The sequence below is a fragment of the Neobacillus sp. OS1-2 genome (assembly GCF_030915505.1).
In the GTDB taxonomy this organism is placed as follows: Bacteria; Bacillota; Bacilli; order Bacillales; family Cytobacillaceae; genus Neobacillus.
On record NZ_CP133265.1, the window covers coordinates 3,594,435 to 3,609,857 of the forward strand.

13 protein-coding genes are annotated in these 15,423 nt (G+C 41.0%); all 13 read left to right on the plus strand.

All coding sequences use genetic code 11. The features are described 5' to 3' along the window. Nucleotides 1–64 precede the first annotated feature (64 nt). A complete protein-coding gene (locus tag RCG19_RS17935; protein WP_007087784.1) occupies nucleotides 65–427 on the plus strand; it encodes an Asp23/Gls24 family envelope stress response protein in 363 nt (120 codons plus the stop codon). 15 nt (nucleotides 428–442) lie between these two features. After that, nucleotides 443–2,125, plus strand: a complete 1,683-nt coding sequence (locus tag RCG19_RS17940; protein WP_308108222.1) for a DAK2 domain-containing protein — start codon at nucleotides 443–445, stop codon at nucleotides 2,123–2,125. Between the two features lie 108 nt (nucleotides 2,126–2,233). Further along, nucleotides 2,234–4,282 carry an ATP-dependent DNA helicase RecG gene (gene recG / locus RCG19_RS17945; RefSeq protein WP_308108223.1) on the plus strand — a complete coding sequence of 683 codons (2,049 nt, stop codon included), beginning with the start codon at nucleotides 2,234–2,236 and terminating at the stop codon, nucleotides 4,280–4,282. Nucleotides 4,283–4,422: 140 nt separating this feature from the next. After that, a complete protein-coding gene (gene fapR / locus RCG19_RS17950; protein WP_308108224.1) occupies nucleotides 4,423–4,989 on the plus strand; it encodes a transcription factor FapR in 567 nt (188 codons plus the stop codon). Nucleotides 4,990–5,001: 12 nt separating this feature from the next. After that, on the plus strand, nucleotides 5,002–6,006 hold the full coding sequence (gene plsX, locus RCG19_RS17955; protein WP_308108225.1) for a phosphate acyltransferase PlsX: 1,005 nt from the start codon (nucleotides 5,002–5,004) through the stop codon (nucleotides 6,004–6,006). 16 nt (nucleotides 6,007–6,022) lie between these two features. Beyond that, on the plus strand, nucleotides 6,023–6,970 hold the full coding sequence (gene fabD, locus RCG19_RS17960; RefSeq protein ID WP_308108226.1) for an ACP S-malonyltransferase: 948 nt from the start codon (nucleotides 6,023–6,025) through the stop codon (nucleotides 6,968–6,970). Beyond that, nucleotides 6,967–7,710 (plus strand): 3-oxoacyl-[acyl-carrier-protein] reductase, encoded by a 744-nt coding sequence (gene fabG / locus RCG19_RS17965; RefSeq protein ID WP_166237972.1) that lies wholly within the window; start codon nucleotides 6,967–6,969, stop codon nucleotides 7,708–7,710. Before fabD ends, fabG begins: the two co-directional genes overlap by 4 nt. A 127-nt stretch (nucleotides 7,711–7,837) precedes the next feature. Beyond that, nucleotides 7,838–8,071 (plus strand): acyl carrier protein, encoded by a 234-nt coding sequence (gene acpP, locus RCG19_RS17970; protein WP_166237974.1) that lies wholly within the window; start codon nucleotides 7,838–7,840, stop codon nucleotides 8,069–8,071. A gap of 164 nt (nucleotides 8,072–8,235) precedes the next feature. Next, entirely contained in the window at nucleotides 8,236–8,976 is a 741-nt protein-coding gene (gene rnc, locus RCG19_RS17975) for a ribonuclease III (protein WP_308108228.1), read from the plus strand. Nucleotides 8,977–9,030: 54 nt separating this feature from the next. Further along, nucleotides 9,031–12,597: a chromosome segregation protein SMC gene (gene smc, locus RCG19_RS17980; RefSeq protein WP_308108229.1), complete on the plus strand. Its 3,567-nt coding sequence runs from the start codon at nucleotides 9,031–9,033 to the stop codon at nucleotides 12,595–12,597. Nucleotides 12,598–12,614: 17 nt separating this feature from the next. Then, nucleotides 12,615–13,601 carry a signal recognition particle-docking protein FtsY gene (gene ftsY, locus RCG19_RS17985; protein ID WP_166237981.1) on the plus strand — a complete coding sequence of 329 codons (987 nt, stop codon included), beginning with the start codon at nucleotides 12,615–12,617 and terminating at the stop codon, nucleotides 13,599–13,601. A gap of 101 nt (nucleotides 13,602–13,702) precedes the next feature. Continuing rightward, the gene (locus RCG19_RS17990; protein ID WP_166238142.1) at nucleotides 13,703–14,035 is read left to right on the plus strand and encodes a putative DNA-binding protein; all 333 of its coding nucleotides are present in this window, start codon (nucleotides 13,703–13,705) and stop codon (nucleotides 14,033–14,035) included. Nucleotides 14,036–14,047: 12 nt separating this feature from the next. Beyond that, nucleotides 14,048–15,406, plus strand: a complete 1,359-nt coding sequence (gene ffh / locus RCG19_RS17995) for a signal recognition particle protein (RefSeq protein WP_166237983.1) — start codon at nucleotides 14,048–14,050, stop codon at nucleotides 15,404–15,406. The last annotated feature ends 17 nt before the right edge of the window (nucleotides 15,407–15,423 follow it).

Below are 15,423 nucleotides of genomic sequence, written 5' to 3' on the forward strand. Positions count from 1 at the left end.
ATTGGGTTGACTATAGTAAAATGACTGTAGTCAAGGAGCAATTTTTCAGGAGGGGGAACGTTTCATGTCCATTGAATTAAAAACACAGTACGGACAAATTGATATTTCAAACGAAGTAATTGCAACGATTGCTGGTGGTGCAGCAATCGAATGTTATGGAATCGTCGGAATGGCCTCTAAGAATCAAATCAAAGATGGGATTACAGAGATACTAAGAAAAGAAAACTTTACTCGAGGCGTGATCGTGCGCCAGGAAAATGAGGCATTACATATCGATATGTACATTATTGTCAGCTATGGAACGAAAATTTCCGAAATTGCCCACAACGTGCAATCAAAGGTTAAATACACCCTAGATAAGACAGTTGGACTTGCCGTTGACTCGGTTAATATTTACGTTCAGGGAGTTCGTGTGACGAACCCGTAGTGAGGAGGAAAGTTTGTGTCAATTACAGCATTAGATGGAAAACGTTTTGCAGAAATGATCATTCAAGGTGCCAATCATTTGACGGCAAATGCAAAAATGGTTGATGCGTTAAACGTTTTTCCTGTGCCCGACGGAGATACTGGAACAAATATGAATTTATCAATGACCTCCGGGGCGAAGGAAGTAAAGAATAACGTTCAGGAACATATTGGTAAAGTAGGGATAGCCCTGTCTAAAGGCTTACTTATGGGAGCACGAGGAAATTCGGGGGTTATTCTTTCCCAGTTATTCCGAGGTTTTTCAAAGGCAGTCGAAGCTAAGGCGAAAATTACCGGGAAGGATTTTGCCGGAGCCTTGGAAGCAGGAGTAGAAACTGCCTATAAAGCTGTTATGAAGCCTGTCGAAGGAACCATCTTAACAGTTGCCAAGGATTCTGCTAAGAAAGGTGTTCAAGCTGCCCAAAATTCAGATGATATAATCGTCATAATGGAAGAAGTAGTAAAAGAAGCGAAAGCATCGCTCAAGCGGACACCCGACTTGCTTCCTGTTTTAAAGGAAGTCGGCGTTGTTGATAGCGGCGGGCAAGGACTTGTGTTCGTTTATGAGGGCTTTCTTGCCGTCCTTAGGGGTGAGGAGCTCCCGGAATCATCGGACCTGCTTCCAACTATGTCAGAAATGGTGAATGCCGAACACCACAAAAGTGTTCAAGGTCATATTAATACTGCGGATATTGTATTTGGATATTGTACAGAATTTATGGTTCGGTTTGAGGCGGAAAAAACAGCTATACACCCATTCAATGAAGGGGATTTCCGGAATGATTTAAGTAATTTAGGTGATTCTTTATTGGTTATTGCCGATGAAGATGTGGTCAAGGTTCATATTCATTCCGAGCAGCCGGGTGAAGTATTATCATACGGTCAGCGTTATGGTAACTTAATTAATATGAAGATTGAAAACATGCGCCAGCAGCATACAAATATTGTGGGTGAAACGCATACTGCTTCAGGCACTGTACGTCCTGAACCACGAAAAGAACTGCAGGAATATGGAATTGTCACGGTATCCATGGGTTCAGGTATTGCGGAGTTATTTAAGAGCATTGGAGCCCATGCTGTCATTGAAGGCGGTCAAACGATGAATCCAAGCACGGAAGACATAGTGAAGGCCGTAAAGGAAGTCCATGCCAAAAAGGTATTTATCTTACCAAATAATAAAAATATTATTATGGCCGCAGAACAGGCTAAAGATGTGGCAGATGAAGATATTTATGTCATCCCGTCTAAAACGGTCCCACAGGGTCTATCAGCACTGCTTGCATTCAATCCTTCGGCGGATGTGGATGTAAATGAAGTGGCAATGAAGGATGCATTACAGCATGTGAAAACGGGCCAAATTACCTTTGCTGTCCGTGATACCTCAATCGATGGCTTAGAAATTGAAAAAGATGATTTCATGGGCATTTCTGAGGGTAAAATCGTGGTGAAGAACAAAGATAAAGGGAAAGCGGCAGAAGACCTTTTAACAAAAATGCTTGATGACGATTCCGAAATCTTAACCATCATCTTTGGTGAAGATGTGACAGATGAAGAGGTACAGAGTCTTACACAATTTGTGGAAGAAAATTATGAAGATGTGGAAATTGAAGTTCATAATGGCGGACAGCCATTATATTCATTTATCTTTTCAATTGAATAAGGAACGGCTAAAATAGAAGGGGGACTTTCCTAGTCAAACCCTTCTTTTTTATTTTTTCATATCGAATGACTAATATAGATTAATTATTTTGCAAAGGGAGAGAGACGTGTGTTCGATCATCTAAACCAATCAGTTACAGCATTAAAGGGAATTGGGGAAGAAACGGCTGAAGCCCTTGCAGAAATGAATATCTTTACGGTTCAGGATTTATTGGAATATTTCCCTTACCGTTATGAAGACTATTCACTAAAGGATTTAACGGAAGTAAAGCATGATGAAAAAGTGACGGTAGAGGGGAAGGTTCATAGTGAGCCTTCTCTTACCTATTATGGAAGAAAGAAATCGAAGCTGATGTTTCGGCTTTTTGTAGGGTCCCACTTAATAAAAGTGGTTTTCTTTAACCAGCCATATTTGAAAAATAAACTAAATATTAATGAAACAATCACGGTAACAGGCAAATGGGATGCCCATCGCGGGACGATTACAGCGAATGAAGTGCATGCGGGTACGAATGCCAAGATAAAAGATTTTGAACCAGTATACTCGTTAAAGGGAAAAATAACGACTAAGGGAATGAGGAAATTTATTCATCTTGCCTTTAGTCAGTATGGTCAATTCATTGAGGAGACGCTTCCAGTACCTTTAATACATAGCTACCGGCTTTTAAACCGATATGAAGCCATTAAAATCATGCATTTTCCAAGCAGCCCGGAGGATGTGAAACAGGCAAGGCGACGTTTTGTCTATGAGGAATTCCTCCTGTTTCAATTAAAGATGCAGGCATTACGGAAATTTGAACGAGAGCACTCTCCCGGCCTCATGCAGAAATACGATTTGCCTAAAATATTGGAGTTTATCGACAGTTTACCCTTCCCGTTAACAAATGCTCAAAAAAGGGTTGTAAATGAAGTGTTAGCTGAACTAAAATCCCCCTATCGCATGAACCGGCTTTTGCAAGGTGATGTAGGTTCAGGGAAAACAGTTGTTGCGGCAGTAGGTCTGTATGGGTCTGTGACAGCAGGATACCAAGGGGCTCTAATGGTTCCCACTGAAATCTTGGCTGAACAGCATGCAGAATCATTAAAAGGATTATTAGACCCCTTTAATATAAGATGTGAGCTTTTAACAAGTTCCGTAAAAGGGAAACGGAGACGAGAAATCCTTCAAGACTTAGCAGATGGAAAGGTTGATATTTTAATCGGGACACATGCCCTAATTCAGGACGAAGTTACCTTTAAAAAACTTGGCTTTGTCATTACCGATGAACAGCATCGCTTTGGTGTGGAACAACGAAGGGTCTTGCGGGAAAAGGGAGAAAATCCCGATGTCTTGTTTATGACCGCGACACCGATTCCTAGGACACTGGCGATTACCGTTTTTGGCGAAATGGATGTCTCCATCATCGATGAGATGCCGGCCGGCAGAAAGTCGATTGAGACATACTGGGCAAAACCGGAAATGCTGGAGCGTGTTCTTGCTTTTGTTGAAAAAGAATTAATAAAGGGGCATCAGGCCTATGTCATTTGCCCGTTAATTGAGGAGTCCGAGAAACTTGAAGTGCAAAATGCTATTGATGTACATACAACGTTAAGCCAGTATTTTCAAAATCGCTATCAAGTGGGACTCATGCATGGCCGCTTAACATCAGAGGAAAAAGAGACAGTCATGAAGGCATTTAGTACCAATGAAGTACAAGTACTTGTTTCCACTACTGTTGTAGAAGTAGGGGTGAATGTACCAAATGCCACCATGATGGTGATTTATGATGCTGAAAGATTCGGACTATCCCAGCTTCACCAGCTGCGTGGACGGGTGGGCCGTGGAAGCGAACAATCGTATTGCATTTTACTGGCAAGTCCAAAATCAGAAGTAGGCCAGGAGCGAATGAGGATCATGACGGAAACAAATGATGGCTTTGTTTTAAGTGAAAAGGATCTGGAACTAAGGGGACCGGGAGACTTTTTTGGGAAAAAACAAAGTGGTGTTCCGGAATTTAAAGTAGCTGACATGGTTCATGACTACCGTGCACTTGAAACAGCAAGGAATGACGCTGCTAAATTGATTCAGTCAGAGACCTTTTGGACGGCACCAGAATACGTACATTTAAGAAAGAGTCTAGAAATATCTGGTGTTTTAGAAGGGGAAAAGCTGGATTAAACTACTAAAAATAATTATTTAAAAGATACCAAGCAGGAAAGGCAGATGGCAGATGTCGAAATTTATCTTGCAATCTGCTTTTTTAAATTTTATACTACTCTTAGTACCTAGTCATAAGATCTCGGACGGTGTGAAAAATCATGAGAAGAAGTAAAAAGGAACGTCAACACTTATTAACCACTACCATTAAGGATAATCCCTTTATAACAGATGAGGACCTAGCGGAAAAATTTCAAGTGAGTGTCCAAACCATTCGTCTTGATCGTTTGGAATTATCGATTCCTGAGCTCCGCGAACGAATCAAAACTGTTGCGGAGAAACGTTTTGAAGACGAAGTTCGCTCGTTACCACTTGAAGAAGTTATTGGAGAAATCATTGATATAGAATTAGACCAAAGTGCGATTTCCATTTTTGATGTAAAGGAAGAACATGTCTTTAAGCGTAATAAAATTGCCAGGGGACATCATGTATTTGCTCAAGCAAATTCCCTTGCAGTAGCTATAATAAATGATGAACTGGCACTAACAGCAAAAGCAAATATCCAATTCATTCGTTCAGTCAAGTTGAATGAACGGGTTATAGCGAAAGCTAGAGTAACAAAAATCGATGATTATGCCGGAAGGACGTTTGTCGAAGTGCAAAGTTACGTAAATAATGAACTAGTTTTTACCGGAGAATTGGAAATGTACCATTCGAAAAATCGCTAAAGGATGAGATGAATGAAACTAGCAATTGATGCAATGGGCGGAGACAATGCCCCCAAGGAAATCGTATTGGGCGCAATGAAAGCTGTTCAAGCTTTTTCTGATATATATATTACACTTGTTGGAGACGAAAATAAAATTAATGAAACGCTAACAAGTCACGAGAAAATTACAGTTTTACATACAACAGAGATGATTCTCGGTACAGATGAGCCTGTAAAAGCTGTTCGCCGCAAAAAAACGGCTTCCATGGTGTTAGCTGCACAGCAAGTAGCCGACGGAGCTGCTGATGCCTGTATCTCTGCTGGGAATACGGGTGCATTAATGGCAGCTGGACTATTTGTGGTTGGAAGAATTAAAGGAATTGATCGGCCTGCATTAGCACCAACGCTGCCAACCATTGGCGGTGAAGGTTTTCTCCTTCTGGATGTAGGCGCAAATGCCGATGCAAAGCCAGAACATCTTCTGCAAAACGCGATAATGGGTTCCATTTACAGCGAAAAGGTAAGAGGGATTGAAAGACCAAGAGTAGGCCTTTTAAACATTGGGACGGAAGAAAAGAAAGGGAACGAATTGACGAAAAACACCTTTGAACTTTTAAAAATAGCCGATTTGAATTTTATTGGCAATGTAGAAGCAAGGGATTTACTTGAAGGTGTTGCTGATGTTGTCGTAACCGATGGGTTCACGGGGAATATGGTGTTAAAAACAATTGAAGGCACGGCACTTTCGATGTTTAAAATGTTAAAAACTGCTTTAATGAGTAGTTTTACAAGTAAATTAGCTGCGGCAGTCCTAAAGCCAAATCTAATGACATTGAAAAACACGATGGACTACTCAGAATATGGCGGTGCAGCTCTTTTTGGGTTAAAAGCGCCAGTCATAAAGGCTCATGGGTCTTCGGATGCACAAGCCATCTTTAGTGCCATCAGGCAAACACGGGAAATGGTAAGTCACAATGTTGAGGATTTAATGAAACAAGCAGTTGAGGAATCTCATACTGTTAAAATAGAAAAGTAAAAGGGGTGCAGTATGTATGGGAAAGATCGCATTTGTGTTTCCGGGGCAAGGGTCACAGACAGTTGGAATGGGTAAGGAATTGGCAGAAAAACACCCTGAAGTAATGGAATACTTTTCAAAAGCAGACAAAAAGTTAAATGTGCCGTTAAGCAAGTTGATTTTTGAAGGTCCAAAGGAAGAGTTGACCATTACATATAATACCCAGCCAGCATTGTTAACAACAAGTTTGGCCATATTTGATTACTTTGGCAAATCCGGTGTGAAAGCTGATTTTGTTGCCGGGCATAGCCTTGGAGAATATTCAGCACTTGTAGCGGCAGGTGTATTATCGTTTGAAGATGGTGTGTATGCTGTTAGAAAACGCGGAGAGTTTATGGAAAATGCCGTCCCAAATGGGGAAGGCTCCATGGCAGCTGTGTTAGGTTTAGACCGCGATGCCCTTGCGGCTGTTGCTAAAGAAGTCAGCGAATCTGGTTTTCCTGTCTCGTTAGCCAATTTAAATTGTCCAGGACAAATTGTCATCTCCGGATCTCGAAAAGGAGTAGAACATGCAAGTGTGAAAGCGAAAGAGGCCGGGGCAAAAAGAGTATTGCCATTAGATGTCAGCGGCCCTTTTCATTCAACATTAATGAAACCAGCTGCAAATGAATTACTCGCAGTTTTAGATGGGATTGAAATGAAAGATGGCACCATTCCAGTTGTGGTGAATGTAACAGCTGAACCTGTAAACGTTGCTGCAGAAATTAAGGACAAATTAATTGAACAACTTTACTCCCCAGTATTATGGGAGGACTCGGTTGTAAAAATGGTTGACCTCGGGGTCGATACATTCATTGAAATTGGCCCTGGTAAAGTTCTATCGGGCTTGATTAAAAAGATTAATAAGACAGTTAAAACGTTTGCGGTTTCGGACGAGGAAAGTGCTCAGACAGTCATTGAAGCATTAAAGGAGGGTAACCTATGAATTTAATAGGGAAAGCAGTTTTGGTAACAGGTGCTTCACGGGGAATTGGCAGAGAAATTGCCCTTGAACTTGCAAGACAGGGTGCAAATGTGGCTGTTAATTTCTCAGGCAGTGAAGCAAGCGCAAATGAAGTAGTGGATGAAATAAAAGCGCTTGGCAGGGAAGCATTTACAGTAAAATGTAATGTAGGAAATACCGAAGAAGTCACAGAAATGGTAAAGGCTGTGATTGAACAATTTGGTAAGCTTGATATCCTTGTGAATAACGCCGGCATCACAAGGGATAATTTGTTAATGAGAATGAAGGAACAAGAATGGGATGATGTTCTCAACATTAACCTAAAAGGGGTTTTCCTTTGTACAAAAGCCGTCACTAGGCAAATGATGAAGCAGCGCGTGGGCCGGATCATTAATATAGCCTCCATTGTTGGGGTAAGTGGCAACCCGGGGCAAGCGAATTATGTGGCTGCAAAGGCTGGTGTTATTGGTTTAACCAAAACCACGGCTAAAGAGTTAGCATCAAGAAATATTACCGTGAATGCTATAGCTCCAGGCTTTATAACGACCGATATGACTGATAAATTACCTGAAGACGTAAAAGCAGAAATGTTAAAACAGATTCCTTTAGCAAGATTAGGGGAACCTAAAGATATTGCAAAAATGACAGCATTTCTTGCTTCCGATGATGCATCCTATATCACGGGGCAGACACTTCACATTGATGGTGGAATGGTCATGTAAATTGAAATGCGAAAGCGCCTTGGCGCTGAAGCTAGACACTGTTCAAAGTTCAATGAAATTATATTATATTCATGGTATATTATTTTTTTGAAATACTCTATAATAGCTTGAGGGGAGGTGAGCAGGCATGGCAGAGGTATTAGAACGTGTTACAAAAATCATCGTTGATCGCTTAGGCGTTGATGAATCTCAAGTTAAGCTTGAAGCTTCATTTAAAGATGATCTTGGCGCTGATTCCCTTGACGTAGTAGAACTAGTTATGGAATTAGAAGATGAGTTCGATATGGAAATTTCTGACGATGATGCTGAAAAAATCAACACTGTTGGTGATGCTGTTAATTACATAAATAGCAGTAAGTAATCTCGTTTGAATAATTCGTAAAGCTCCGTTTTCAAACGGAGCTTTATTCTGTAAAATAGAACTTGGCAGCTTTTTAGGTCCTGCCAAGTTTCTTTGCGTATTTAAAGAAACGTATTTAAACAATGGTTCGGAAGTTGGTAAATTACATGCAAGGTGGAGACTTTATGCGCAAGAACAATAAGGAAAAAGAGTTAAATAATCGCGCAAAGGAAAATCTTTTTAAAGATTTTCAGGAATCAATCGGATTCAAGATTGATAACGAAAAATTATTAAAACAAGCTTTTACTCATTCATCTTATGTGAATGAGCATCGCAGAAAGCCTTTCGAAGATAATGAAAGACTTGAATTTTTAGGAGATGCAGTTCTTGAACTTACGGTTTCTCAATTCCTCTTCAAAAAATACCCTATGATGACGGAAGGCGAATTGACGAAATTACGTGCTGCCATTGTTTGTGAACCGTCACTAGTAGGCTTTGCAAATGAACTCGAATTTGGGAAACTTATTTTGCTCGGTAAAGGCGAAGAAATGACAGGGGGACGTGAGCGTCCTGCCTTACTTGCAGACGTTTTTGAAGCATTCATTGGGGCTCTATATTTGGACCAGGGGATTGAAAAAGTAATTGGATTCCTCGAAAAGGTTGTCTTTCCTAAAATAAATGCTGGTGCTTTTTCTCATGTGATGGATTTTAAAAGCCAATTACAGGAACTCATTCAACGGGATGGAACCGGCTTGATTGAATATCGCGTGCTTCAGGAAAAAGGCCCAGCCCACAATAAGGAATTTGTATCAAGAGTATCCTTAAATGGTGAAGAATTAGGGATTGGGACAGGAAAGTCCAAGAAAGAAGCCGAACAGCATGCTGCCCAGATGGCACTTGGCGTATTAAAAGCAAAGACAACCTAGAAATGACAAATGTTTGCAGGAGAAATCCCCGTGCAGCATAGGGAGGATAATTTAATGTTTTTAAAAAGGTTGGACATTATTGGCTTTAAATCTTTCGCTGAACGGATTGAAGTTGATTTTGTTCCGGGAGTAACGGCGGTAGTGGGGCCAAATGGCAGTGGAAAAAGCAATATCACGGATGCCATCCGCTGGGTTTTGGGTGAACAATCTGCCAAGTCTCTTAGAGGCAGCAAAATGGAAGATATCATTTTTGCCGGAAGCGATTCCAGAAAGGCCCTTAATTATGCTGAAGTAACACTAACATTGGACAATACTAACCAAGGGTTAGGGTTGGACTTTCATGAAGTTAGTGTGACAAGAAGAGTTTCACGCTCGGGTGAGAGTGAATTTTATATCAACAAACAGCCTTGTCGGCTAAAGGATATCATTGATTTATTTATGGATTCTGGTCTTGGCAGAGAAGCATTTTCGATCATTAGCCAAGGAAAAGTCGAAGAAATATTAAACAGTAAGGCAGAAGACCGACGGACCATTTTTGAAGAGGCCGCAGGTGTATTAAAATACAAAAACCGCAAGAAAAAAGCAGAGGTGAAATTATTTGAAACCCAGGATAATTTAAACCGGGTGAATGATATTTTACACGAACTTGAAAGCCAAGTAGAACCACTTAAAATTCAGGCATCAATCGCAAAAGACTTTTTAGAGAAAAAAGAAGAACTTGAAAAAATTGAGGTTGCTCTCACAGTTTTTGAAATTGAGGATCTGCATCGTACGTGGGAAAATCTGTCAAAACTATTAGAGGAACATCAACAGGAAGAGCTGAAGCTATCCTCTGGACTTCAAGTAAAAGAAGCAAAAATTGTAGAAACAAGGGATAAGATATCAGCATTAGATGAATCGATAACCGACCTGCAAAACGTTCTTCTTCATGCAAGTGAGGATCTGGAAAAGCTGGAAGGGCGGAAAGAGGTTTTAAAGGAACGTAAGAAAAATGCGGCCCAGAATAAAGAGCAATTAAAAGTGAATATTGCAGAATATACAGAGCGAATCAGCCATTTAAGGAAGAATCGCGATCTACAATCTGAAACGTATACATTGCTGGGTGAACAAGTAAAAAAATTACAGGTGGAGTTAAAAAATAAACAAGAGAACCTGCAATTATTTACTGAAAATATTGAAGAAAAAATTGAAAGCTTAAAAAGTGAATATATCGAGTTGTTGAACGATCAAGCCAGTGCTAAAAATGAAATAAAATACATTGACCAGCAATTGGAGCAGCAGGATAGAAAGAGCTCACGTCTTGATGCGGAGAATGATAAATATCTTCAGGAGCGTCAGATTGCCTTAGGGAAAAAAAGAGAAATTCTGGCCGGCTTAGATGGTATTCAAACGGATATAGCTAAACAGGTGGAGTCCTTTCATGAACAGCAACGGAAGCTTGAATCGGTAAAAAACAATTACCAAAAGCAAGAAAAAACGTTGTATCAAGCATATCAGCTACTTCAGCAAGCAAAGTCCAGAAAAGAATTGCTTGAGGAGATGGAAGAAGACTATGCAGGCTTTTTCCAAGGGGTTAAAGAAGTGCTTAAGGCCCGCGAGAATAAGCTAAAGGGAATTGAGGGGGCCGTTGCTGAGCTGGTAACAGTACCGAAAGAATACGAAACTGCACTTGAAACCGCCTTTGGCGGTGCACTTCAGCATATTGTTGTCGACACTGAGCAAAATGCAAGAACAGCGATTCAATATTTAAAACAGCATGCATTTGGAAGGGCCACTTTTTTACCGCTAAGTGTTATAAAAGGAAGACCCTTATCTCCGGCACAGCTGTCAGCTATTCAAAATCATCCATCCTTAATCGGACCAGCGGTTAAACTTGTTACATTTGACCAAAAGTATGCAGAGGTGATAAGTAACCTTCTTGGTAACGTTGTCATTGCGAAAGACCTCAAAGGTGCTAATGAGATAGCGAAAATCCTTCAGTACCGTTCAAGGCTGGTAACAGTGGATGGTGATATCGTTAATCCTGGCGGATCGATGACAGGTGGTGCCACAAAACAAAAATCATCTTCCTTGTTAACTAGAAAAGGAGAGCTTGAGAAATTAAAAGAAAAGCTCGTAGTGATGGAAGGAAAAACGACTGACCTAGAGCGAATCGTTAAGGCATTAAAAGAAGATTGCCAAAGGTCAGAAGTTCAACTTGATAAGATTCGTCAGACCGGTGAGCAATTGAGACTCCGTGAGCAAGCGGTGAAGGGTGATCTCAGGGAGGCGGAACTGAGTGAGAAGAATATCAATGAACGCTTGGCAATTTACGACCTCGAAAAAGGACAATTTACAGATGAAAAGGAAACATTAGGAAAGAGAAAAATAGAATTATCAGAAGCAATAAAAAGGTACAAAGTTACAATTGATAACCTTGATGCGGAAATTGTTAGACTTACGGAACAAAAGACAATTAATCTAACATCAAAAGAAAATCTCACAAACGAAATCAATGAATTGAAGATTGAATTTGCTTCCAAAAACGAGCAATTTACAAATGCGAAAGATCGCTTTGTTCTGATAAACGAAGACTTATTAGAAAGCGAGCAGAAGCTGACAATATATACGGAAGACCTTGACTTGCTAACATCTGAAATGACGAGCAGTTCATCAGGAGAGGAACAGATAGAAGCGGCTGCAAAACGTAAGCAGCAGGACAAAGAAGCTACCTTACAGTTAATTACTGCAAGAAGGCAGGAACGGTTATCATTGCAAGATTCCTTGGAGGATGCAGAGCTAGATGCGAAGGAGCTTAAGAGACTCCATAAGGGAATGATTGTCGTCCTAAAGGACGAGGAAGTGAAAATAAACCGTTTAGATGTAGAACTTGAAAATCGCCTCAGTCACTTAAGGGAAGAATATCTTCTATCGTTTGAGGGGGCTAAGGAACAGTATCCATTAATGGTTCCGGTTGAGGAGGCAAGGAAAAAGGTCAAACTAATCAAACTTGCGATTGAAGAACTTGGGAATGTCAATCTTGGGGCCATTGAGGAATATGAACGTGTCTCTGAACGGTATGAATTCTTACATGAACAAAAGACAGACCTCCAAGAAGCAAAAGATACCCTTTTCCAAGTCATAGAAGAAATGGATATAGAAATGAAAAAGCGGTTTGAGCAAACCTTTGAGGGAATTCGGGAACATTTCGAGCCAACATTCCGTGCCTTGTTCGGTGGGGGAAGAGCGGATTTAGTCTTAACCGTCCCCCAAGATTTATTAAATACAGGTGTGGAAATCGTCGCCCAGCCTCCTGGGAAAAAGCTGCAGAACCTTGGGTTGTTATCGGGTGGAGAGCGTGCTTTAACAGCTATAGCCTTATTATTTTCAATTTTAAAGGTTCGTCCTGTTCCGTTCTGTATTCTTGATGAAGTGGAAGCAGCCTTGGATGAAGCCAATGTCTTTCGCTTCAGTCAATATTTAAAACGATATAGCGCCGAAACTCAATTCATCGTGATTACTCACCGAAAAGGGACAATGGAAGAAGCGGACGTTCTTTACGGGGTCACGATGCAGGAATCGGGCGTTTCAAAGCTTGTATTTGTTCGCTTAGAGGATACAAAGGAGTTAGTCGAATCATAAAAGTAGGAAGTGAAAAGATGAGTTTCTTTAAAAAATTAAAAGAAAAAATTACAAAACAGGCGGATACGGTAACAGAAAAGTTTAAGGAAGGTTTGACAAAAACAAGAGACAATTTTTCCGGAAAAGTAAATGATCTTGTTGCCAGGTACCGCAAAGTGGATGAAGACTTTTTTGAAGAATTAGAGGAAATACTCATTCAAGCGGATGTTGGTTTTGATACGGTGATGCAGTTGATTGATGAACTTAAGATGGAAGTGAAACGGAAGAACATCCAGGAACCTGAAGAGGTTCAAAGTGTGATCTCAGAGAAGCTTGTCGAGATCTATAATGCCGGTGAAGGTCAATCATCAAAAATAAACATCCAAGAAGAAGGACTGACAGTTATTCTGTTCGTTGGGGTTAATGGTGTGGGAAAGACAACAACCATTGGCAAGCTTGGACATAAATTTAAGAGTGAAGGTAAAAAAGTATTGATGGCAGCTGGTGACACCTTTCGGGCTGGAGCAATTGAGCAGCTTGAGGTATGGGGCGAACGGGTGGGTGTTGAAGTGATTAAGCAGGCAGAAGGCTCCGACCCTGCTGCGGTCATGTATGATGCCATCCAAGCGGCTAAATCCCGAAAAGTGGATATTTTGTTGTGCGATACAGCGGGGCGTTTGCAAAACAAAGTAAATTTAATGAAGGAGCTTGAAAAGGTAAAGCGTGTGATTGAAAAGGAAATTCCCGGTGCTCCGCACGAAGTAATTCTCGTACTGGATGCTACCACGGGTCAAAATGCGCTGATTCAGGCAAAGACATTTAAAGAAGCAACAAATGTAAGTGGGATTGTCCTCTCAAAACTAGATGGGACAGCTAAAGGCGGCATTGTTCTAGCCATCCGCAATGAATTGAAAATCCCTGTTAAATTCGTTGGACTTGGTGAAAAGATGGATGACCTACAGGAATTTGACGCAGAAAAATACGTGTACGGGTTATTTGCTGACCAAATTGAAGAGTCCGAATAAGGATGTAAAGGTATTTCCTTGACAGACCCTGTCTAACCTTGTAAACTTACAAATGTAAAGGCTTTTCACTTAACAAAGGTATCAGGAGGGAAAACCGCATGATGCTTGAAAAGACAACACGAATGAACTATCTGTATGATTTTTATTATTCGTTGTTAACGCCAAAGCAGCAAAGCTATATGTCTCTCTATTACTTAGATGATTACTCATTGGGTGAAATTGCCGAGGAGTATGATGTAAGCCGTCAGGCCGTTTATGATAATATAAAGCGGACGGAAGCAATGCTTGAGGAGTATGAGGAAAAGCTGTTATTATTTCAGAAATTTCAAGAGCGCTCAAGTCTGTTAAGACACGTGAAAGAATTGCTTAAAGAGGAGAGCCCTTCACGGCAGGCAATGTTAGAAACGGTTACTGAGCTTGAGAAATTAGATTAGGAGGCGGCACGCATGGCGTTTGAAGGATTAGCCGACCGACTGCAGAATACAATCCAAAAAATCCGCGGAAAAGGGAAGGTCTCTGAAGCGGACGTAAAAGAAATGATGCGTGAGGTGCGTCTTGCTTTACTTGAGGCAGACGTTAACTTCAAGGTCGTCAAAGATTTTGTGAAAAAAGTCAGTGAACGGGCCATTGGGCAAGAAGTACTGAAGAGCCTAACTCCAGGACAGCAGATCATTAAAATCGTTAATGAGGAATTGACTGCATTAATGGGAGGAGAGCAAAGCAAGATAGCTGCATCGAATCGTCCGCCAACTGTTATTATGATGGTAGGATTGCAGGGTGCCGGTAAAACGACAACAACCGGTAAGCTTTCGCTGTTGCTTCGTAAAAAATATAACCGGAGTCCGTTGCTTGTTGCAGCCGATATCTATCGTCCTGCCGCAATCAAACAGCTTCAAACACTTGGTAAACAATTGGACATGCCGGTATTCTCTCTTGGAGATCAAGTGAGCCCGGTTGAAATTGCTCAGCAAGCAATTGCGAAAGCAAAAGAGGACCACCATGACTATGTCTTGATCGATACGGCTGGAAGACTTCACGTTGATGAAGCCTTAATGGGCGAGTTAAAGGATATTAAAGAACTCACCAAACCGGACGAGATTTTCTTAGTTGTCGATGCAATGACAGGTCAGGATGCCGTTAATGTTGCTCAAAGCTTTAATGAACAGCTGGGTTTAACCGGGGTTGTTTTGACGAAACTTGATGGTGATACAAGGGGTGGGGCCGCACTCTCGATTCGCGCTGTTACACAAACACCGATTAAATTTGTCGGTCTAGGCGAGAAAATGGATGCACTCGAACCATTCCACCCGGAACGAATGGCCTCAAGGATATTAGGCATGGGCGATGTGCTTACACTCATTGAAAAAGCCCAGGCAAATGTCGATGAACAAAAAGCGAAAGAACTAGAACAAAAAATGCGGACAGCCACTTTTACGCTGGAAGACTTTTTGGACCAGCTCGGTCAAGTTCGCAATCTAGGCCCACTTGATGAATTACTAAAGATGATGCCGGGTGCAAATAAAATCAAGGGTTTGAATAATCTGCAAATTGATGAAAAACAGATTGCTCATGTTGAAGCCATTATTCAATCGATGACAAAGGCCGAAAAGAATAATCCTGAAATTCTAAATGCGAACCGCAAACGGAGAATTGCTAAAGGCTGCGGGCGTCCTGTTACTGAAATCAACCGCTTATTAAAGCAATTTGAAGATATGAAGAAAATGATGAAGCAAATGACAGGCATGAATCCTAAAGGATCAAAAGGGAAAAAAGGCGGCTTTAAATTTCCGTTTAAACCTTTTTAGGACGAAAAGCGGAAGCG